Below are 18,080 nucleotides of genomic sequence, written 5' to 3' on the forward strand. Positions count from 1 at the left end.
GCTTCAGCCGGCAAGATGGGATTTTGCGTCATAGAGCGTCCCCAGGGTGATGATTGCGACCCCACGGTCGATGGCGAATTGCTCTGTGTTGCGGCGCGCCTTGCCTCGCACGAAAAAAGGAATTTTGCCGAGTTCCCGCTCCGCCTCGGCGGCCCATACCGGTCGAACATCGGAGGATGGCCGCGGGCCGCCCGCTACGGGCCGATGTTGGGACAGATGCGACGGACCGGAGGCATCATTGAATTCGAAGTCGTCGCGGAACATGGTCAAAAGATGGTCCTCGAGTCCCTTCATCAAGGGATGGACCCAACTGTCGAACAGAACGTTGGCGCCTTCGAATCCCATTTGCGGCGAGTAGCGCGCCGGAAAATCCTCGACATGCACCGGTGCGGAAATAACCGCCGCGGCAATTCCCAGCCTTTTGGCGATATGGCGTTCCATTTGGGTGCCGAGAACCAGTTCCGGCTGCAGTTGGGCGATCCTGGCCTCGACGTCCAGATGGTCGTCGGTGATCAGCGCCTCGATGCCATAAAGGTTGGCGGCGGCATGCACCTCACGGGCGAATTCGCGGTTGTAGGTTCCCAGGCCGGCGATCTGGAAGCCCAGTTCATCGTGGGCGACGCGGGCCGCGGCGATGGCGTGGGTGGCATCGCCGAAAATGAACACTCTTTTGCCGGTGAGATAGGTGCTGTCGACGGACTGCGTCCACCAGGGCATGCGGGACGGATCGGCAAGCAGGGCTGGGGCCGGATCGACGTCGGCGACCCGGGCGATCTCGGTAATGAAGTCTCTGGTCGCTCCGTGGCCAAGCGGTACGGTGCGAACAATGGGTTGATGAAAGGTGCGTTCCAGCCATCTGGCGGCAGGATCGGCGATCTCGGGATATAAGACGACATTGAAATCGGCCCGTCCGATTCGGGCGATGTCGGCGGGGCTGGCTCCCATTGGCGCGCAGAGGGCGACATCCACCCCCATCATCGCCAGTAGTTTGGTGACTTCGGCGGCATCGTCGCGATGACGAAAGCCCAGACCGGCGGGCCCCAGAAGATTGCAGCAGGGGCGTCGTCCAATCCGAGGCGTGGGCCTGACGTCGATGTCGGCGAGATGTCGGACGATCTGATAAAAGGTTTCCGCGGCTCCCCAGTTTTCCTTCTTTGAACTGGCCGGCAGATCCAGGGCGATGACGGGAATCGGTAACTTCAAGGCACGCGCCAGTCCGCCAGGATCATCCTGAAGCAGTTCCGCCGTGCAACTGGCTCCCACCAGCAAAAGTTGCGGCTGGAAGCGCTCGTAGGCTTGGCTGAGAGTCGTCTTGAACAGCGCGGCGACGTCTTGTCCCAGGTTTCGGGCCTGAAACGAGCTGTAGGTCACCGGTGGGCGTTGCCGGTTGCGTTCGATCATCGTGAACAGCAGATCGGCATAACTGTCGCCCTGTGGCGCGTGCAGGACGCAATGGACGCCATTCATCGCCGTGGCGACGCGCATGGCGCCGATGTGCGGAGGTCCTTCATAGGTCCAGATGGCGAGCTTCATGGGCCTACCTTCAGCAGGTCTCGTCGTGCCAGTGGGCGGCTGAACAGTTCGGCCAGGTCTCCGGCATGCTCAAAACCATGGATGGGCGAAAAAGTCAGTTCGATGGACCATTTGGTGGTAAGCCCTTCCGCTTCCAGCGGGTTGGCCAAGCCCAATCCACAGACCACCAGATCCGGCCGGGAAGCCCGGCAGCGTTCGAGTTGTCGCTCCACATCCTGACCTTCGGAAAGCCGGGTTGTGGGCGGAAGCAGGGAAAGTTCAGCGGCGAGCAGACCGGAATGCAGATAGGGCGTGCCGACCTCCAACAGCGTCATCCCCAATTCACGCGATAGGAAGCGCGCCAATGGAATTTCGAGTTGCGAATCGGGGAAGAAGAACAAGCGCTTGTCCCGCAAGCGGCGCTGATGATGCGCCAGCGCCCGACGGGCCCTGTCTCGTGCCGGAGCGATCACCTGCTCGAAACGGTCCTCATCGATGCCCCATGCGTCCGCCGCGGCCTTCAACCAAAGCGTCGTCCCCTCGACGCCGAAGGGGAAGGGTGCCGGCAAGCGGTTGGCGCCCCTTTGTTCCAGGCAGCGTGCGGTCTCCGCCAGAAAGGGCTGAGCCAGAAGCAGATGCGTCCGAGGACCTACTCGGGGCAGATCCGCGGAGCGGGATTGCGGAAGTAAGGTGACCGGGCCGATCCCAAGGGCGTCGAACAGGCGACGAAACTGTTCTTCGACGATATCGGGCAGAGAGCCGAGGATCAGCAAGGAGCGACCATCATGAGGCTTCTCGGCGGGCAGGTCGGGAACGATTGCCGCGAGGCAGGCGTCTTCGCCCTGGGTGAAGGTCGTCTCCAGTCCGCTCGCCGTATACTGGCGAACCACGATCTGCGGAAAATATTTGGCGGAAAGCCGTTTTGCACTGCGTGACAGATCGAGCTTGATGACCTCGGACGGACAGGACCCCACCAGGAATAATTGCCGGATATCGGGCCGTCTTTCGATAATCCGGGCTACGATGGCCTCGATTTCATCCTCGGGATCGGCGAGACCGGTCAGATCGCGTTCTTCCAAGATGGCCGTGGCGAAGCGAGGTTCCGCGAAAATCATCACACCGGCCGCCGATTGCAAAAAATGAGCGCAGGTACGCGAGCCGATGACCAGAAAAAAAGCATCGGTCATTTTTCTGTGCAGCCAGATAATTCCCGCCAAGCCGCAGAACATTTGCTGTTGGCCGCGTTCCCTCAGAATATTGGGAGGGGGCACGGGAACATCGAAACTCCCCTTTTTCCTAAGGGCGATGGGTTCCACCGTCATTTCGCCCCGCCATCAACGGATTTTTTCGCCACCGCGTCCGCGGCTTCCAGTCTGGCAGCCCGCAGTTTCAGCAGAAATTGAGCGGCGTTTATTGCATAAGTGGCATAGGCGGAGAGTGCCAGCAGCATGCGCCCCTCGGGCGAACCGAGGCCCGCCGTCAACGCAATCAGATAGGCCGTGTGCAAAGCGAGGACCAGCATGCTGACGCAGTCTTCGAAGAAAAACGGCGCCGCGAATAAATATCGGTCGAAGACTTTCTTTTCCCAAATCGATCCGGTGACCATGATGAGGTAAAGGATTACGGTTTTTGCGACGATTGAGGCGGTCGCGACGCCATAGCCATGGCCGGTCGCGAGATAGTTTAGGACCAAGGCCAGGCTGACCAGGAAGACGGCGAATTGTATGGGGGCGAGGACGCCCTGCACGGTGGTCCACGGCGTCATGTCGCGTCGCCGGCGTTCGTCTGCCGTGTAAATCGGGGGATGGATCCTCGGCTCAAGGGTATAGGAGGGGATGACCGAGCCTGCGGTCGCAGTCCAGGGACAACAGGAGAAACGTTCCAGCAAAGAGTCTAAGAATGGGAGTTTTGCGCCCATTTTGCCGGGCAAAGTGGCGATGAAGCTCGGAACAAAATCGCTTCCGAGAATTTCAGGGTTCCCGATTTCTGTGTGAGAACCAATGCCGGACCATTTCATCGCAGCGTTTCGCATCGTTTTCCTCCCCGGGTGGCAGGTGTTCACGATGCTTAAAGCTTAAAGCCGGTCTTTAAGGTGTGTCAATCTTATTGAACGTCAAAAAAAACTTACATATGGTTGAGCTATGCCTGGGGCTGCGGCACCGTCGCCATATGGTTTTATGGCGTGATTGTGCGGGTATTATGACGTTTAGGAGGGCTGCGAAATTGTGCAGTTTATGTAAACAATACACGAATGCCCTTTTTTGATTGTGGATACCCCTGCATCATAAGATATTGGAATGGGCCTTAATGGTCGATCTGAGTCGGGCGCGTATAAATAGTTTGAATGACGTTGATGACCTCCAGATAGATGGGGGGCATGCTACGAAGTTGTCTAATTTTGTCCTTGCTAATATTATAGAAAAAGAAATTTTACCAAAGTTATTGTTTTCCTCTATCTCTCCCCCAGGCGTGCCGGATCTTGGTGAGGAATGGTGTTCTGTTAGTAATATTGTCGACATCGAAGCGCTTGCGGTGTTGGTTTTAAGTGATGAGCCCGCTGATAAAATTATCGATCAACTACAATTATTGATCGATCATGGTGTCGGTATTCAGAGGATATGTCTCGATATACTCGCCCCTGTTGCCCGCAAAATCGGTGAATTATGGCATGATGATCGGTGTAGAATTATCGACGTGACATTATCACTTTCTCGTCTGCATTTGGTGTTACTTGAAATGTGGCGGAGAAATGCCGAAATTCGGCCCATATTGCAAGGTCTTCGCCGTGTATTTCTTGCTCCGGTTCCTGGTGAACAGCATAGTTTCGGGCTGCTGATGGTTGAGGGGGCTTTTTTGCAGGCAGGCTGGGATGTGTCAAGCAATCGTGACACTTCTGCTTCGACGATATTGCGTGCCGTTTCTGAAAATAGTTTTGACATTGTTGGTATTTCCATTACCGGAGAAGAGTTTTTTGGCCATTTGAGGGATATTATTTTTCAGTTACGAAAGAATTCTCGAAATCATGATTTGGAAATTATTGTCGGTGGTGGACTTTTCACGCTTCATCCCGAATTCGCATCACGTGTAGTTGGTGCCACGGTTGTTGTAGACGGGGTTAATGCTGTGGAAGCCGCAGAAAATATGATTTATAATACCCGCCAGCTTGGGTCCATCGGGCAATCCGTGTAAAGGATGAGATGTCACTGGGTGGGGGGAAACGCGTGGACACGCCAATGGAGTATCATCTGACGGGAGACGCGATAGGGGGTATGGACGCGGTTACGGCGGCGCGGCTGATGTCTGCCGTGAGCGACGTTGTGTTCGTGATGGATCGGGATGGCGTTATCTGCGAAGTCGCCGTTTCCGGCCCCGATCTTCCAAAGGAAAGTTTTGCCGGCATCATTGACCGCCCATGGGTGGAAACGGTCGCCAACGATAGCCGTCACAAGGTGGAGGAAATCCTTCTCGACGCGCGGAGCGGACGGGAAACGCGCTGGCGTGAGATCAATCAGAACTCGCCAACGGGATCCATCCCCCTGTGCTGTCTCGGGGTTGGTGTCGGACTCGATGGACGGGTCATCGCGATCGGTCGCGATCTGCGCGCGGACCATGCCTTACAGCAGCGTGTTCTGCAAGCGCAGCAGGCGATGGAACGCGATTATATCCGTTTGCGTCAGGCCGAATCGCGCTACCGCGTTCTTTTCCAGATTACCTCCGAGGCGCTGTTGATCGTTGATCCCGCCAGCAAGAAAATCATCGAAGCCAATCCTGCCCTCGGCGGCATGCTCGGTGTGGATTGCCGCTCGCTTGTCGGCCAATCCTACGCCAAATTGTTTCATCCCGAGACGCGGGACGGGGTCAGGGCATTGTTGAACGATCACAATGCCGTAGCGCGGACCGATCCTCTGGATGTGCGTCTTGCCGATGGCCGGGATGGTTTTAGGGCGGTGGTGTCCTTATTCCGACAGGACGGTGAGCTTCACGGGTTGATCTGTCTATCGGCCACCAAGGAGATGTCGCCGGCCAGCGAAGATGAATCGAAGCGTCATCTGCTGCAGGTTCTCAACCGCGTTCCCGACGCCTTTGTGGTGGCCGATGAGGCTTTGAACATCGTCGATGTGAATTTGTCTTTCCTCGAACTCCTGCAATTGGCTAGCGCGGAAGCCGCAAAGGGACAACCTCTCGGGCGATTCCTCGGGCGGCCCGGTGTGGATCTTCGCGTGCTTGCCGGGAATTTGCGGGACCACGGGACGGTGCGGAATTTTGGAACGGTGGTTCGGACCGTTTATGGCGAGCAGAGCGAGGTCGAGTTATCAGCGGTCTCGGTCCGGATCGGGCTTGAATCCTGCCATGGTTTCGTCATTCGTCCGGCCCGGCGGGTCGCGCCGCCGCCATCCAGCGATGTCGAGCAGTTGCCTCGGACCGCCTCTGAATTGACGCATCTGGTGGGGCGAAGTTCGCTTCGCGAGATCGTCACCGAGACGACGGACGTCATCGAGCGGATGTGCATCAAGGCGGCGCTGGAACTTACCGGCAATAACCGGGCCGCTGCGGCGGAAATGCTGGGACTCAGCCGTCAAAGCCTTTATTCCAAGCTTAGCCGCTTCGGCCTTGGCAGCGCCGAAACCGGCGCGGCACAGGACATTTGACGCCGGATTTTCTCCCTCGCGCATTGGCCCGATAAGCGGCGCTTTCTGTAGCTGATCGAGTGTCTAAAAAAGTTGACATAAATATACTGTCAACTTAATCTTACGATCATGGCTCGATCGAACGTCTTTCCTGCGCTACAGATGTTCCCCGCTTTCAGCTCTGTGCTGGAGTTGTTCAAGCCGATCACCTGGTTCGCCCCGATGTGGGCTTTCCTGTGTGGCGCCGTCTCGTCGGGGGTTCCGCTCCTTTCCCATTGCCTGGTGTTGTCGGCGGGACTCCTTCTCGCAGGCCCTCTGGTTTGTGCCACCAGTCAGGCCGTCAATGACTGGTTCGATCGTCATGTCGATGCCATCAACGAGCCTGGCCGGCCAATTCCGTCGGGGCGGATTCCCGGATATTGGGGACTGGGAATCGCCATAGGCTGGACGGTCTTTTCGTTGCTGTTCTCCTCTCTTCTCGGTTTCTGGGTTTTCTGGGCGGCAACCCTTGGTCTTGTTCTGTCCTGGATATACAGCGCGCCGCCTTTTCGATTGAAGCAAAGTGGATGGTGGGGGGCCGCCACCGTTGCATTGTCCTACGAAGGCATCACCTGGTTCACCGGCGCCGCGGTGCTGAGCGGCTCCTTGCCGGACTGGCATAGTCTGTTGCTGGCCCTGTTTTATAGCATCGGCGCCCACGGCATCATGACGCTCAACGACTTTAAGGCGATGGATGGCGATCGTCAGATGGGCATACGGTCGCTTCCGGTGATGTTTGGCGCCGATGGGGCGGCCCGCTTTGCCTGTGCGACGATGGCCATTCCCCAAATGATCGTCGTGGTCGAACTCTGGCTTTGGGGGGGGGGGCAATTTTCCGTCGCCGTCGGACTTCTGGTCTTCGCCCAATCCCTGCTGATGATTCGTCTGCTTCGCAATCCCCGCAAATTCGCCCCTTGGTATAATGCGACCGGGACGACCCTTTACGTTCTGGGGATGCTGATCGCAGCCTTTGCCGTGCGCGCAATCGTCGCGGGACAGCCATGACCGGTTGCTGGCTCGGATGGTTGGGTATCGTGCGAATGGGCTTGGTGCAGACGGCCATTGGCGCAATTGCCGTGCTGACAACGGTGACGCTGAACAGGATCATGGTCGTCGAGATGGCGTTGCCCGCCGGTCTACCGGCCGCTTTCATCGCTTGGCATTATTTCGTGCAATTGTCTCGTCCGGGTTGGGGGCATCGCTCCGATCGCGGGCACAATCGGGTCCGTTGGATTCTTCTCGGGATGGGGATTCTGGCGCTCGGCGCTCTGCTCGCGGTGGACGCGACCATTGCCATGAAGGACGCGCCGGTCCTCGGTGTGGGGCTTGGAATCGTGGCTTATACCATGATCGGTGGCGGGGTCGCTGCGAGCGGAACGTCGCTTCTGGCTTTGCTGTCGACCAGAGTGGAGCCGGCTCGGAGACCGGCTGCCGCGGCTATCGCCTGGATCATGATGATCGCAGGAATAGTGCTGACCGCGGGAGTGGCCGGCCAGATGCTCGATCCTTTTTCACCGCAGCGATTGGTGGCTGTCGCGTCCTGTCTTGTCGCCATCGCTCTGATCGTGGTTTTGCTGGCGGTGAGGGGTATGACGGCGGGAAGTTCATCCCTGAAAACCGAGACATCCCTGAAGACGATGGAAGCGCCTTCCGGTTTTATCAAAACCATTCGTCAGACGTGGCGGGAACGTCTTGCTCGCGAATTCGCCATCTTCATTTTCATCTCGATGCTGGCTTATAGCGCCCAGGAGTTGATTCTGGAGCCCTACGCCGGTTTGGTTTTCGGTATGTCCCTGGGAAAATCGACGCAATTGGCAGGCATCCAGCATGCCGGTGTCCTGGTGGGGATGGTTCTGGCGGGTGGACTGGGAACGTACGTCCGTGGTGATAGAACGCTGTTCATGAGGCGTTGCACCTTTTGGGGGTGCCTTGCCTCGGCGGCTGCTCTGGTGGGATTGGCCGTTGCCGGATTCCTGGCTTGGCCGCTCATGCCATTGGTTTTCGCGTTGGGTCTGGCCAACGGGGCTTTCGCGGTATCGGCGCTGGGCCTGATGATGTCTTTCGCCGGACGGGAAGGGCAATGTCGCGAAGGAATCCGGGTCGGCGTCTGGGGGGGCCGCGCAGGCGAGCGCCTTTGGCCTTGGCGGTTTCACCGGAGCGACGGCGCTGTCCCTGATGCGCCAATGGGTGGGAACGGGGCCGATGGCTTTCGCCGTTGTTTTCGCGGGTGAAAGCGCCTGTTTTGTTCTGGCGGCCGCGCTTGTCCTGCGGTTGGGCCGTGCCGATGGAGAAACGTCGCGTTCCTTGCCGCTGCGGCTTCCGGCGGGAGGGCTTGAAAAGGGAGGGGTGTCGTGACGATCGGCGATACGCTTTTCGATGTCGTCGTCGTTGGGGGAGGGCCGGCTGGGGCCACTGCTGCCAACGATTTGGCACGTTCCGGGTTAAAAGTGGCTCTTCTCGACCGTGCCGGACGGGTCAAACCTTGTGGCGGGGCGGTCCCTCCCCGCTTGCTCAAAGATTTCGATATCCCCGATGATCTCCTGGTCGCTCGCGTTCGATCGGCGCGAATCATCGCTCCCTCGCATCGTATGATCGATATGCCTATCGAGGGCGGTTTCGTCGGAATGGTCGATCGAGCGTCGTTCGATCCCTGGCTTCGGCGACGGGCGGCGGCTTCCGGCGCCGTGCTGTTCCGGGGGGCTTTTCTGCGTATCGATCGCGATGACGATGGCCTCCCGCAGGTGGTCTATCGGGCGTCTCCGGCCGGAGGAGAGGAGGGGGCGGTCCGGTTGAGAACGAAAGTGGTGATCGGTGCCGATGGCGCCATGTCGCAGGTCGCCCGTCAGGAAATCCCTGGCAGAGGGCACACGAAAACCGTCTTCGCCTATCACGAGATCATCCGCACACCGCAACTTTGTGACGGCCTATTCGATGGAACGCGCTGTGACATCTACTATCAAGGGGTCATATCGCCCGATTTTTACGGTTGGATCTTTCCGCACGGCGACATCGTCAGTGTCGGCGTTGGAAGTGCGAGAAAAGGCTTTTCGTTACGCAAATCGGTTCAGACATTGCGTGCCGCGGCCGGTCTTACATCCTGCGAGACTTTACGCAGGGAAGGGGCCCCCATTCCGGCCCGGCCGTTGAAGACGTGGGATAATGGCAAGGATGTCATTCTGGCAGGGGATGCTGCGGGGGTTGTCGCCCCCGCCTCGGGTGAGGGCATCTATTACGCGATGAGCGGCGGCCGGCTGGCCGCCGAGGCGGTACATGCCTTTCTCGTGACCGGAGATCCCTATTGTTTGGCGCAAGCCCGGCGCCGATTTATGAAGGCGCATGGCTTGGTCTTCGGAATTCTGGGGATCTTGCAGTATGTCTGGTACAGCAGCGATGCCCGCCGCGAGCGATTCGTGGCGATGTGCGCCAATCCCGACGTCCAGAGGCTGACGTGGGAGTCCTATATGAACAAGGAACTGGCGAGGTCCCGGCCGGGCGTCCATTTGCGTATCCTGTTCCACGACATCGCCCATCTGCTCGGAATGGCGAAGACATGATCCCGAACCGTCCGTCCGTCCGCGGTTCGGTAATGGTTGCCGCGGTGGCGGCGATTGTTGTTGCCATGGCCGGTGGAAATTTTACCGATGTCGGTTCTTGGTATCAAAGCCTGAAAACGCCGTCATGGAAGCCGCCGGCGGCGGCCTTTCCGGTGATTTGGGCCGTGATTGCCACCTTGACCGCCGCATCCGGCTTGGTGGTCTGGGGGCGTTCGTCAGAAGTGACCCGCGGGCGATGGGCTTACCGGCAGAGGCTTCTCACGCTTTTCCTGATCAATGGCCTGTTGAACATGTTGTGGGGCCTTATTTTTTTTCACGTCCGGCGGCCGGATCTGGCGCTTATCGAGGGGGGCGCGCTTTGGCTTTCGACGCTGGTCATGGTCGCCATCGTCTATCGCCGATCGCTTTTCGCCGGCATTTTGCTGCTGCCTTATCTCCTGTGGGTGAGTATCGCATCACGGCTGAACTATGAGGTTGTGCTGCTGAATGGTCCTTTCGGCTGACGGCGGTACCGGCGTCCCGACGAAGGAGCGACGATGAGCGCATTTTTGGCGTCTGGTCAGGCGGTTGATTGCATCCTGGCCGTTCTTCTCGTGGAAATTCTGGTGGTAGGTCTTCGGCGTGGCGGGTGCGGCGCCGGACAGCGCCTGATAAGCATGATCATCGCCGCTTTGCCGGGGGGGTGTCTGCTGCTGGCGCTCAAGGCGGCCTTGTCCGGTGCCGGGCCAATGTGGGTGGGCATCTGGCTGGCTCTGTCCTTTCCAACACATCTGGCCGATCTTTGGCGCCGGCCCCCGTGACGGGGAGGGATTTATGAAACCTGGCGGTCAAAAAAAAGCCGGCCTCCCAATTGCAGGGAGGCCGGTTTGAGTTTGGGGGGGAGTTCTTTCCTGTTCAGTGAGCCGATGAGAGCGCGTTCCTAATTGGGGAGCGAGGGAGCGATATAAGGATCGGGGAAGGCGTAATGGTGCAATACAGCCCAGTCGCGCCACTGATCCACCACCGTTCCGGTCAGCAGAATGCCGATGCCACCGGTGAGTGGGGTAAGGATGGCGAACCACCACGCCCAACGATGAATTGATTCCATGGTGGCGTTGAAGCCCATCGTCCAGCGCCAGAACAAGGCGGCGCGTTCCGATGCGGTACCGCGATCGGAGATCTGGTCAAGTTCCCGGTCGCCGCCGTAGCGGGTGACCGCCAGGATCGTCGCGCCATGCATGGCAAACAACAGGGCGGAGCCATACAGGAAGGCAATCGAGAGGCAGTGGAACGGATTGTAAAAAAGATTGCCGTGCATGAGCGAAAAATTATTGGTCCAGTCGAGATGTGGGAAGATGCCGAAGGGAACCGCCTCGCTCCAACTGCCGATCATGATGGGCCGGATGAAGCCCAGGACCAGGTAAAGCCAGATCGCCGATGCGAACGCCCAGGCGACATGGGTGCCCAGGCCAAGCTGCCGGGCGCGCCGATAGGTGCGAAGCCACCACAACAGTAAGGACGCCGTCAGGAAAAAGCCGGTTATCAGCCACCAGCCCCCCTCTTGAAGCGGAGGCATGATCTGCAATCCGTATTTCGGCAAAGGCGGATTTAGGGACAACCACGGTAGATGAACGATGAATTTGATCGGGTCCCAACCGACAGACGCCCACATATTGAGACCGATGATTTCGATGGCGATAAAACCAAAGAAAAGGGAGGTCAAACCCAATCCGCCCAGATAGACGGGGCCGACTTGAGCGCTGCCGATCTTTCCCAGCCAGTAAGATAGAAAGGGCTGTCCGGACCGTCCGTAAGAGCTCGAGCGAAGGGGAACGCCATCCTCCGGGTCGGCTATGACCTGGATCTGCGTGAAGATATTCTGATATCCGGCCATGGTGCATACTCCTCACATTCCGGGGCCAGCGTAGGGCGCCGGTATGGCCCCGCCCGGATCGACCAGTTGCCACAGGGGCAACCACCATTGATCCCAGCCTTGCGACCAGTAGGGGCCTGCGATGACGATGCAAACGACGCTGAAAAATGCGGCGGAAAGGGCCAGGAACAAACCCAGCCGATGAATGCCGAGTGGACCGATGGAATATCCGATCAGATCGCGAAAGAAGGTGTCTTCGTGCGACGAGGTCTTCATTTCCTCACCATGGCCCGGATTGGATGCGGACAAAATCACCGATCCGTGCAGCGCCAGGGCCAGGGTGGTGGTGAAAAAGAAGGTGATCGCGATCATGTGCGCGGGATTGTAATGGAAGTTCCCGAACTCATAGCCGGTCGTCGAAACCCAGTCCAAGTGGCTGAAAATTCCGTATGGAAAAGCATGTGCCCAGGCCCCCAATAGGACCGGACGGATCACGACCAGCGCGAAATAGGCGAAGATCGCAACGCCGAAAGCGACAGGGACATGATAGCCCATGCCGAGTTTTCGGCATATTTCCACCTCGCGGAGCGCCCATGAAATGAAGGCCCCCAGGGAGCAGACCGTGATGACCTGCCAAAGCCCGCCGGCTTTGAGCGGTGCCAGGCTGAGCCCATATTCGACGCCAGGCGGATTGATGGTGATCAGGAATGGGTTCCACACGCCCTGCAGCGCCGCGCCGTAAAAGATCAACGCGATGCCGAGCGAGGAAAACATCGCCGTCGTGACGCCGAAGAAACCGACGTAGAACGGTCCCATCCAGTAATCGAAAAGATCGCCCCCGAGGAGCGTCCCCCCGCGGACTCGATATTTTTTTTCAAAACTCAGCAGTGCCATTTTTTTACCCCTCGGCCAGCTGGCGATGTAGCCATGTGCCCTTCCCTTGGTAGGGTGGGTAGACGAGTCCGCGGATGAAGGGCTCGCCTACCCTGGGTTGCTGGGAACCCTTTCGGGTTTCCGGCTTATGACGAGATGACGTCGCTGATAGTGGTAAGGGCGCCGGTCTTGACGGCCTTTCCCCCTTCGATCCAGTTGAAGCGGGTCGTGCTCAACAAGATGAAGTGAATCAGTAATGCCAGGGTGAACAGGAATACGGCCAACGCCACCAAGACGCGGCGCGGGTCGAACAATGTCCAGAGTCTCCACATGTCACTGGTCTCCTAAGAGAAGTAGCTGGAAATCAAGAGTTGGGCGGTGTTGACGCCAGACTCGATTGCCGAATAACCGTTGGGGCCAGGAATCCATGGGCGCCACAACCACACCAGTAAATGTGCGACGGCGGCAACCAAAGTGAAAACCACAAAGCTGAAAACGAATATACTGTGGAATTCCTTGGCTTCGGTTTCTGTGAGACCTGAGAGGGTCCCGCTACGCTCATCTCTGCTAACCATTAGTCACCTCCAAGAAGGGGCTTACCTTCGCCGTGGCAATATGCCTCGGCCATTTCCGACATACCGCGTTCCGGTCTGCCGACAGTGCGGCCGTCAATGCCGGCCAAGCCTTCCGTGACCCGTGCGGGAACGCGCTCATGCCACGTTCTCCCGTAAAATCTCCTTTGCCTGGTCGATATGCTCACGGGTCACCAACCTGTCTCCCGCCTGCAATGCTGCGCGTTCGGTGGCATCGCGCAGGCGCTTCGCCGCCGAGATCCGCACCAGGGCGGGTTGCGCGTCGATCAAGGCGTCGAGGGCGGTCTTCGCGTCCGCGTCCCAAGGAAGGGCCGCGTGAAAACGGGCTGGCGTCGCTTCGATCTTGTCGAGCTGTCCGGCCAGCGGAAGGATGTTGAACAATGCATCGAACAAGGCGTTGCAGACCTCCTGGATCAGGTAGGTCGCACCCGAATAGCCCATGACCGGCGTACCCGTATGGCGGCGAATGATCGTGCCGGGGAACGAGGCCGGCACAAAGATCGTCCGCGCACCGCATTCAGCGAGATAGATTCGCTCGTTAACGCTGCCGAACAGAACCAGCGGAGGCCTGTCCTGGATGGCTTGGCGGATCGCCTCGTTGTCGGATTTCACGCCGGCGGCGCGGCCAAAGGCGAAGGTACAGGGCAAGCCCATGTCGTCTTCGAGGAATTTACGGATACCCTTCGCGTAGGTTTCGGTCGCGACGACGGCGAAACTGGCGGTGGCGAAAAAGTCTTGGGTGACAGATCGCCACAAATCCCACAGAGGCTTGATGGTCGTTTGTTTTTCACGTTCGATGAATGGTTCGGGATCGAGACCGGTCAGCGCCGCCAACCGGTGCAGGAAGGCGGTCGTCGAATAAAGGCCGATGGGGGCCTGCAAATAGGGCCGGCCCAGCATTTCGCAAAGCTGGTGGCCGAATTCACGGTACAGGCAGACATTGACCTCGGCATCGGCCAGCTTATGGATGTCCGCCAACTGGCTGCCCAGCGGGAAGACCATATTGATCTGGCAGCCGATGCCCTCGACCAGACGGATGATCTCGGCGAGATCGGAGGGCATGTTGAAGACGCCATAGGTCGGACCGATGATATTGACCCGTGGGCGCTCGCCTTCCTCGCGCTGTCTTGGTTTGCAATTTGTGTCAGGTCCGAAATGGCACCATAGCCAAAGCAGGGCGCGGTCGGTGCATTGCCACTGGTCCTCGTCGATGGTGCGAGGCAGGAATCGTTGGATTTTCGGGCCCGCCTCCGTTAAGCCTCCGCCGATCATTTCGGCGATCGAGCCGGTAACCACCACCGCCGGCAAGGTTGGGTCCAGGGCCTCCCGGGCGCGCTTCATCGCGCGTTCGGTGCCTGTTTTCCCCAGCTCGTTCTCCCCCAGACCGGTGACGACGATGGGAAGTTCCCGTGGCGGCAATGTGTCGGTGTAGTGCAACACCGAGGTGACCGGCAATGCCTCACAGCCGACCGGTCCGTCGATGATCACCTGCAGACCTTTGAGCGCCGTAAAGGTGTAGACGGCCCCCCAATAGCCACCGGCGCGATCTTGGTCGAGAATCAGCATGTCTTTCTCTCCCCGAGGGGCGGTTGCCTCTGTGTGGCCTGCTGCCAGATTCCCGCCGTAGGTCCGGTGCCGATCCCAGTGAAAAATTCCGACATGCGTGTGAATCTGGCCTTGTTCGTCATCGCGCCGTGGACGATCTGCGCCAGCGAGACGGCTCCCGCAGGTCCCATCAGCGGCCGCGCCGAAATCAGATTGGTGAAATAAAGGGCGGGCACCGAGCGGCTTTTGGCATGTTGCACGAGGGGGGGCGTGCCGATGGCGAGATCGGGGGAGAAGGTATCAACCGCCGCGATGTCGCGATCCAACGATGCCCGGTAGCAGACCTGTACTCCTTGGGCTTCCAGCCAGTCGCGGTCAGGCGCCGACCAGGGGGTTTCCGGGCAGGCGGTTCCGACATAGGGAACGTCGGCTCCGCTTTCGACCAGCAACCGGGCAACCAGGAGTTCGGATCCCTCATAACCGGACACGGTGATCCTGCCCTTGATCGGGCTGTCCGCCAGAGCCGCCCGAATACTGCTCAGCGCGGCATTTTTGGCCCGATCGATCTTTGACCGGGCAATGCCGCAGGCCGCGCCAATGGCGTCGAGCCAGGCCGCCGTGGCGGCTTGGCCAACGGGGGCGGACGGAATGACCGGCCGTCCGGCTTCTTCGAATTCACGAACGCAATTGCTGTAGAACGGATGGATCGCCGCCGCGATCGCGCAGTCGAGCGCACCATACAACTCTCGCCAGTCACGGGTGGGGACCATGGGGCCGGCCGCCAGCCCCAATGGGTCCAACAGGGCGTCGATGGAAACCGGATCCGCCGGAAACATCTCCCCCAGCAAAGCTACCGTCGGCTTGCCGCTGCGCGCGCGAGGCGGCGCCACGGCGCCTTGTTCGGCTTCCGCGCGGGCATATTTCAACATTGCTCCGGCCAGCACGTCCTTAGCCTCGGCATGGGTCGGAACACCAAAACCGGGCACGTCAATGCCGATGATTCGAACCCCGGCCACCTCTTGCGGCAATCGTTGCAATGGTACGCCCGAGGCGGTGGGGATGCAGAGATTGATCACCACGATCGCGTCATGGCGGGTCGGGTCGGCGAGCCGCAGGACCGCGTCGCGAATGTCTTCGAACAACCTGCCTTTCACCAGGGATTCCGAATTGAAGGGCACATATCCGACCGAGCGTCGCGCACCATAGAAATGCGAAATGAAGGTGAGGCCGTAGACGCAACAAGCCGAGCCCGTGAGGATGGTTGCGGTCCGGCGCATCCGCAGACCGACCCTGAGCGCTCCGAAGGCCGGGCACATGCTTTGCGGCTGGTCATGCGCACATTTGGGATAGGCGGCATCAGTCCTCATCATAGACCACTTCGAGTGAGCGTTTGACCACGGTGGCGCTGCCCCGCATATCCGACTGGCTGGCTGGTTCGAGGCGGTGGGGACCATCGGCCCGGTCGTCCGAGAACAGGGACAGCAAGGCCTCCTGAGTCATTGGTTTCGGTCTGGCTGGCCGCGCCGTGGCAATGTTCGCGGCCAATGTCTCGAACAGGAATGCCCATGGGCCGCCAGGCTTGCCGATAATCTGGTATTTCGCCGATTTTCGGCGGATATCCTCGTTGGCGGGGATGGTCGCCAACACGGGAATCCCGACTGCCGCGGCAAAGGCCTGCGCCTCGCCCGTGCCGTCGTCCTTGTTGACGATCATGCCGGCCACACCGACATTGCCACCCAACTGACGAAAATAATCGACCGCCGAGCAGACGTTGTTCGCCACATAAATTGATTGCAGATCGTTCGACCCGACGACGATCACCTGCTGGCATAAGTCGCGCGCGATGGGCAGGCCGAAGCCGCCGCAGACCACATCGCCCAAAAAATCCAGCAGGACGTAATCAAAGCCCCATTCGTGGAAACCCAGCTTTTCCAGCAATTCGAATCCGTAGATGATTCCGCGGCCGCCGCAGCCGCGCCCGACGTCGGGACCGCCCAATTCCATGGCGAAGACGCCATCGCGTTTGAAACACACATCTTCGATGCGGATTTCTTCGCCGGCTTGTTTTTTCCGGTGCGACGTCTCGATGATCGTTGGGCAGGAGCGGCCGCCGAAGAGGAGGGCTGTGGTATCGCTTTTGGGGTCGCAGCCGATCAGCAGGACGCGTTTGCCTTGTTGGGCCAGCATGTAGGAGAGATTAGACAGCGCGAAGCTTTTGCCGCTGCCACCCTTGCCATAGATGGCGATGATCTGGGGGGGCTGCGCCACGCCAGCCGTATGGGGCGCAGTGTCCGCATGCGCTTGGCTCTGGCTGGGAACCGCGATCGTCATGCGCATTTTCTCCAATCAAGGATCATCTTCAGGCAGGTCGGGTCGGCGAAGGCGGTGCGATAGGCTTGATCCGCTTGGGAAACGTCCATGCGATGCGTGATCAGGCCGTCGAGGCTAAGCCGTCCGTCCTTAATGGCCGCCAGCGTTTGATCAAGATCGGCGGGCGTCCACTCGGCAGCCACACGGAGACGAGCCTCCTTGAGGAAGGAGGGGGGGTAGGAAAATGACAGCGGTTTTTCATAAAATCCGCCGAGAACGATCTCGCCGCCCCGCCCAAGACGGGCGATCAAGGAATCGAGGATGGTGACGTCGCCGCTGACATCGACAATGACCCGGTAGTCGGTCCGTACATCCGTGTCAGGCGACAGGACGCGATAGCCGGTGGCGCCGCTGCGGCGGCAAGGGTTGGTTTCCCAAACCGTCGGCGGCGGGAACCCTGCCGCCGTTGTCGACCTGGCGAGAAGGCGGCCCAGCACCCCATGTCCAACGATCAGTTCGGGGCCGTTTTCAGCATTGATGCAATGGCGGGCGGTTGCCGCGAGTGCGATCAGGATCCCTTGTTCCCGAATGCCGTCACCGATGGAAATCGCCCGGGCGCCGGGGACGATCAAGTGTCGCGCCGCGCCGCCGAACAACCCGCGCGCCTCCTTGAAACAGGTGGCTCCGGGGACGAACACATAGTCGCCGATCCGTGATCGGGCCGCCGCCCCGGCCTCGACGATTCGGCCGACGGATTCGTAACCGGGAACCAAGGGGTAGCCCATGCCGGGAAATTGCGGCATGCGTCCGGACCAAAGCAGGCGTTCGGTACCACTGCTGATGCCGCTCCACTCCACCTCGACCACGACATCGGCGGCTTGAAGAGGGTGCAGCGACAGCCGGCGGAGCGATAAACACTCGGGGTTGTCCATCACGACTGCAACGGTGTGCTTGTCTGACATGATTCCCGTCATCTCGCTCTCCACAGAGGGCTCTGGGCCTGAAACGCCAATCGTTTGATCGCGCCCCCTAAATTTGGAGTCTCCTCGGAGCCTGTTTGTTCCTTGAAAATCTCCGAAAAACCGCATCTTTTGTCAGAATAAAATGACATAATTTTATGTCAACTTAAAATTACAGTTGGGTTTTTCGGGGTTCTCCGTATCTTTCCCGCCTC

19 protein-coding genes are annotated in these 18,080 nt (G+C 59.3%); 8 read left to right on the forward strand and 11 right to left on the reverse strand.

Annotation, left to right across the window (positions count from 1 at the left end; genetic code table 11):
- Positions 1-3 precede the first annotated feature (3 nt).
- Genes bchB through bchF form a run of 3 tightly spaced genes read right to left on the reverse strand, consistent with a single transcriptional unit; the run spans position 4 to position 3,544 of the window.
- A complete protein-coding gene (gene bchB, locus CWS72_RS15340; RefSeq protein WP_101251501.1) occupies positions 4-1,533 on the reverse strand; it encodes a ferredoxin:protochlorophyllide reductase (ATP-dependent) subunit B in 1,530 nt (509 codons plus the stop codon).
- A complete protein-coding gene (locus tag CWS72_RS15345; RefSeq protein ID WP_101251502.1) occupies positions 1,530-2,834 on the reverse strand; it encodes a ferredoxin:protochlorophyllide reductase (ATP-dependent) subunit N in 1,305 nt (434 codons plus the stop codon). The genes bchB and CWS72_RS15345 overlap by 4 nt, the downstream gene beginning before the upstream one ends.
- Positions 2,831-3,544 carry a 2-vinyl bacteriochlorophyllide hydratase gene (bchF, locus tag CWS72_RS15350; protein ID WP_420824069.1) on the reverse strand — a complete coding sequence of 238 codons (714 nt, stop codon included), beginning with the start codon at positions 3,542-3,544 and terminating at the stop codon, positions 2,831-2,833. Before bchF ends, CWS72_RS15345 begins: the two co-directional genes overlap by 4 nt.
- Positions 3,545-3,819: 275 nt before the next feature.
- On the opposite strand from bchF, the gene CWS72_RS15355 reads away from it, so the two are divergent.
- The 8 genes from CWS72_RS15355 to CWS72_RS15385 all read left to right on the forward strand — a co-directional run bounded on the left by CWS72_RS15355 (position 3,820) and on the right by CWS72_RS15385 (position 10,533).
- Positions 3,820-4,701, forward strand: a complete 882-nt coding sequence (locus CWS72_RS15355; RefSeq protein ID WP_101251504.1) for a cobalamin B12-binding domain-containing protein — start codon at positions 3,820-3,822, stop codon at positions 4,699-4,701.
- Between the two features lie 116 nt (positions 4,702-4,817).
- The gene (gene ppsR, locus CWS72_RS15360; protein ID WP_158240675.1) at positions 4,818-6,161 is read left to right on the forward strand and encodes a transcriptional regulator PpsR; all 1,344 of its coding nucleotides are present in this window, start codon (positions 4,818-4,820) and stop codon (positions 6,159-6,161) included.
- A 141-nt stretch (positions 6,162-6,302) separates the two neighbouring features.
- Positions 6,303-7,184 (forward strand): chlorophyll synthase ChlG, encoded by an 882-nt coding sequence (chlG, locus tag CWS72_RS15365; RefSeq protein ID WP_241911743.1) that lies wholly within the window; start codon positions 6,303-6,305, stop codon positions 7,182-7,184.
- Entirely contained in the window at positions 7,181-8,410 is a 1,230-nt protein-coding gene (locus tag CWS72_RS15370) for a BCD family MFS transporter (protein ID WP_274540605.1), read from the forward strand. The genes chlG and CWS72_RS15370 overlap by 4 nt, the downstream gene beginning before the upstream one ends.
- On the forward strand, positions 8,352-8,534 hold the full coding sequence (locus CWS72_RS28815; protein WP_420824070.1) for a hypothetical protein: 183 nt from the start codon (positions 8,352-8,354) through the stop codon (positions 8,532-8,534). The genes CWS72_RS15370 and CWS72_RS28815 overlap by 59 nt, the downstream gene beginning before the upstream one ends.
- A complete protein-coding gene (locus tag CWS72_RS15375; RefSeq protein ID WP_101251507.1) occupies positions 8,531-9,733 on the forward strand; it encodes a geranylgeranyl diphosphate reductase in 1,203 nt (400 codons plus the stop codon). Before CWS72_RS28815 ends, CWS72_RS15375 begins: the two co-directional genes overlap by 4 nt.
- The gene (locus CWS72_RS15380; protein ID WP_199175705.1) at positions 9,730-10,236 is read left to right on the forward strand and encodes a TspO/MBR family protein; all 507 of its coding nucleotides are present in this window, start codon (positions 9,730-9,732) and stop codon (positions 10,234-10,236) included. Before CWS72_RS15375 ends, CWS72_RS15380 begins: the two co-directional genes overlap by 4 nt.
- A gap of 33 nt (positions 10,237-10,269) precedes the next feature.
- A complete protein-coding gene (locus CWS72_RS15385) occupies positions 10,270-10,533 on the forward strand; it encodes a hypothetical protein (RefSeq protein ID WP_101251508.1) in 264 nt (87 codons plus the stop codon).
- A gap of 119 nt (positions 10,534-10,652) precedes the next feature.
- Here CWS72_RS15385 and pufM read toward each other — a convergent pair whose 3' ends face one another.
- From pufM to bchC, 8 genes are all read right to left on the reverse strand, one after another.
- On the reverse strand, positions 10,653-11,606 hold the full coding sequence (gene pufM, locus CWS72_RS15390; RefSeq protein ID WP_101251509.1) for a photosynthetic reaction center subunit M: 954 nt from the start codon (positions 11,604-11,606) through the stop codon (positions 10,653-10,655).
- Between the two features lie 12 nt (positions 11,607-11,618).
- Positions 11,619-12,479: a photosynthetic reaction center subunit L gene (pufL, locus tag CWS72_RS15395; RefSeq protein ID WP_101251510.1), complete on the reverse strand. Its 861-nt coding sequence runs from the start codon at positions 12,477-12,479 to the stop codon at positions 11,619-11,621.
- 125 nt (positions 12,480-12,604) lie between these two features.
- Positions 12,605-12,790 carry a light-harvesting antenna LH1, alpha subunit gene (gene pufA, locus CWS72_RS15400; protein WP_101251511.1) on the reverse strand — a complete coding sequence of 62 codons (186 nt, stop codon included), beginning with the start codon at positions 12,788-12,790 and terminating at the stop codon, positions 12,605-12,607.
- Between the two features lie 12 nt (positions 12,791-12,802).
- Positions 12,803-13,033 carry a light-harvesting antenna LH1, beta subunit gene (gene pufB / locus CWS72_RS15405; protein ID WP_101251512.1) on the reverse strand — a complete coding sequence of 77 codons (231 nt, stop codon included), beginning with the start codon at positions 13,031-13,033 and terminating at the stop codon, positions 12,803-12,805.
- A gap of 135 nt (positions 13,034-13,168) precedes the next feature.
- A complete protein-coding gene (bchZ, locus tag CWS72_RS15410) occupies positions 13,169-14,617 on the reverse strand; it encodes a chlorophyllide a reductase subunit Z (RefSeq protein WP_101251513.1) in 1,449 nt (482 codons plus the stop codon).
- A complete protein-coding gene (gene bchY / locus CWS72_RS15415; RefSeq protein ID WP_241911744.1) occupies positions 14,611-15,966 on the reverse strand; it encodes a chlorophyllide a reductase subunit Y in 1,356 nt (451 codons plus the stop codon). Before bchY ends, bchZ begins: the two co-directional genes overlap by 7 nt.
- Positions 15,953-16,927 (reverse strand): chlorophyllide a reductase iron protein subunit X, encoded by a 975-nt coding sequence (locus tag CWS72_RS15420; protein ID WP_101251567.1) that lies wholly within the window; start codon positions 16,925-16,927, stop codon positions 15,953-15,955. The genes bchY and CWS72_RS15420 overlap by 14 nt, the downstream gene beginning before the upstream one ends.
- Positions 16,924-17,880, reverse strand: coding sequence for a chlorophyll synthesis pathway protein BchC (gene bchC / locus CWS72_RS15425; RefSeq protein WP_241911745.1), 957 nt, complete (start codon positions 17,878-17,880; stop codon positions 16,924-16,926). Before bchC ends, CWS72_RS15420 begins: the two co-directional genes overlap by 4 nt.
- Between the last annotated feature and the right edge of the window lie 200 nt (positions 17,881-18,080).

Source organism: Telmatospirillum siberiense (assembly GCF_002845745.1).
Taxonomy (GTDB): domain Bacteria; phylum Pseudomonadota; class Alphaproteobacteria; order Rhodospirillales; family Magnetospirillaceae; genus Telmatospirillum; species Telmatospirillum siberiense.

Coding starts and splice junctions, on each gene's coding strand:
- bchB (WP_101251501.1), bottom strand. CDS start 1,533: ATGAAGCTCGCCATCTGGACCTATGAAGGACCTCCGCACATCGGCGCC.
- CWS72_RS15420 (WP_101251567.1), bottom strand. CDS start 16,927: ATGACGATCGCGGTTCCCAGCCAGAGCCAAGCGCATGCGGACACTGCG.
- chlG (WP_241911743.1), top strand. CDS start 6,303: ATGTTCCCCGCTTTCAGCTCTGTGCTGGAGTTGTTCAAGCCGATCACC.
- CWS72_RS15385 (WP_101251508.1), top strand. CDS start 10,270: ATGAGCGCATTTTTGGCGTCTGGTCAGGCGGTTGATTGCATCCTGGCC.
- pufA (WP_101251511.1), bottom strand. CDS start 12,790: ATGTGGAGACTCTGGACATTGTTCGACCCGCGCCGCGTCTTGGTGGCG.
- CWS72_RS15380 (WP_199175705.1), top strand. CDS start 9,730: ATGATCCCGAACCGTCCGTCCGTCCGCGGTTCGGTAATGGTTGCCGCG.
- pufB (WP_101251512.1), bottom strand. CDS start 13,033: ATGGTTAGCAGAGATGAGCGTAGCGGGACCCTCTCAGGTCTCACAGAA.
- CWS72_RS15345 (WP_101251502.1), bottom strand. CDS start 2,834: ATGACGGTGGAACCCATCGCCCTTAGGAAAAAGGGGAGTTTCGATGTT.
- pufM (WP_101251509.1), bottom strand. CDS start 11,606: ATGGCCGGATATCAGAATATCTTCACGCAGATCCAGGTCATAGCCGAC.
- bchC (WP_241911745.1), bottom strand. CDS start 17,880: ATGACGGGAATCATGTCAGACAAGCACACCGTTGCAGTCGTGATGGAC.
- bchY (WP_241911744.1), bottom strand. CDS start 15,966: ATGATGAGGACTGATGCCGCCTATCCCAAATGTGCGCATGACCAGCCG.
- bchZ (WP_101251513.1), bottom strand. CDS start 14,617: ATGCTGATTCTCGACCAAGATCGCGCCGGTGGCTATTGGGGGGCCGTC.
- CWS72_RS15370 (WP_274540605.1), top strand. CDS start 7,181: ATGACCGGTTGCTGGCTCGGATGGTTGGGTATCGTGCGAATGGGCTTG.
- pufL (WP_101251510.1), bottom strand. CDS start 12,479: ATGGCACTGCTGAGTTTTGAAAAAAAATATCGAGTCCGCGGGGGGACG.
- bchF (WP_420824069.1), bottom strand. CDS start 3,544: ATGCGAAACGCTGCGATGAAATGGTCCGGCATTGGTTCTCACACAGAA.
- CWS72_RS15355 (WP_101251504.1), top strand. CDS start 3,820: ATGGTCGATCTGAGTCGGGCGCGTATAAATAGTTTGAATGACGTTGAT.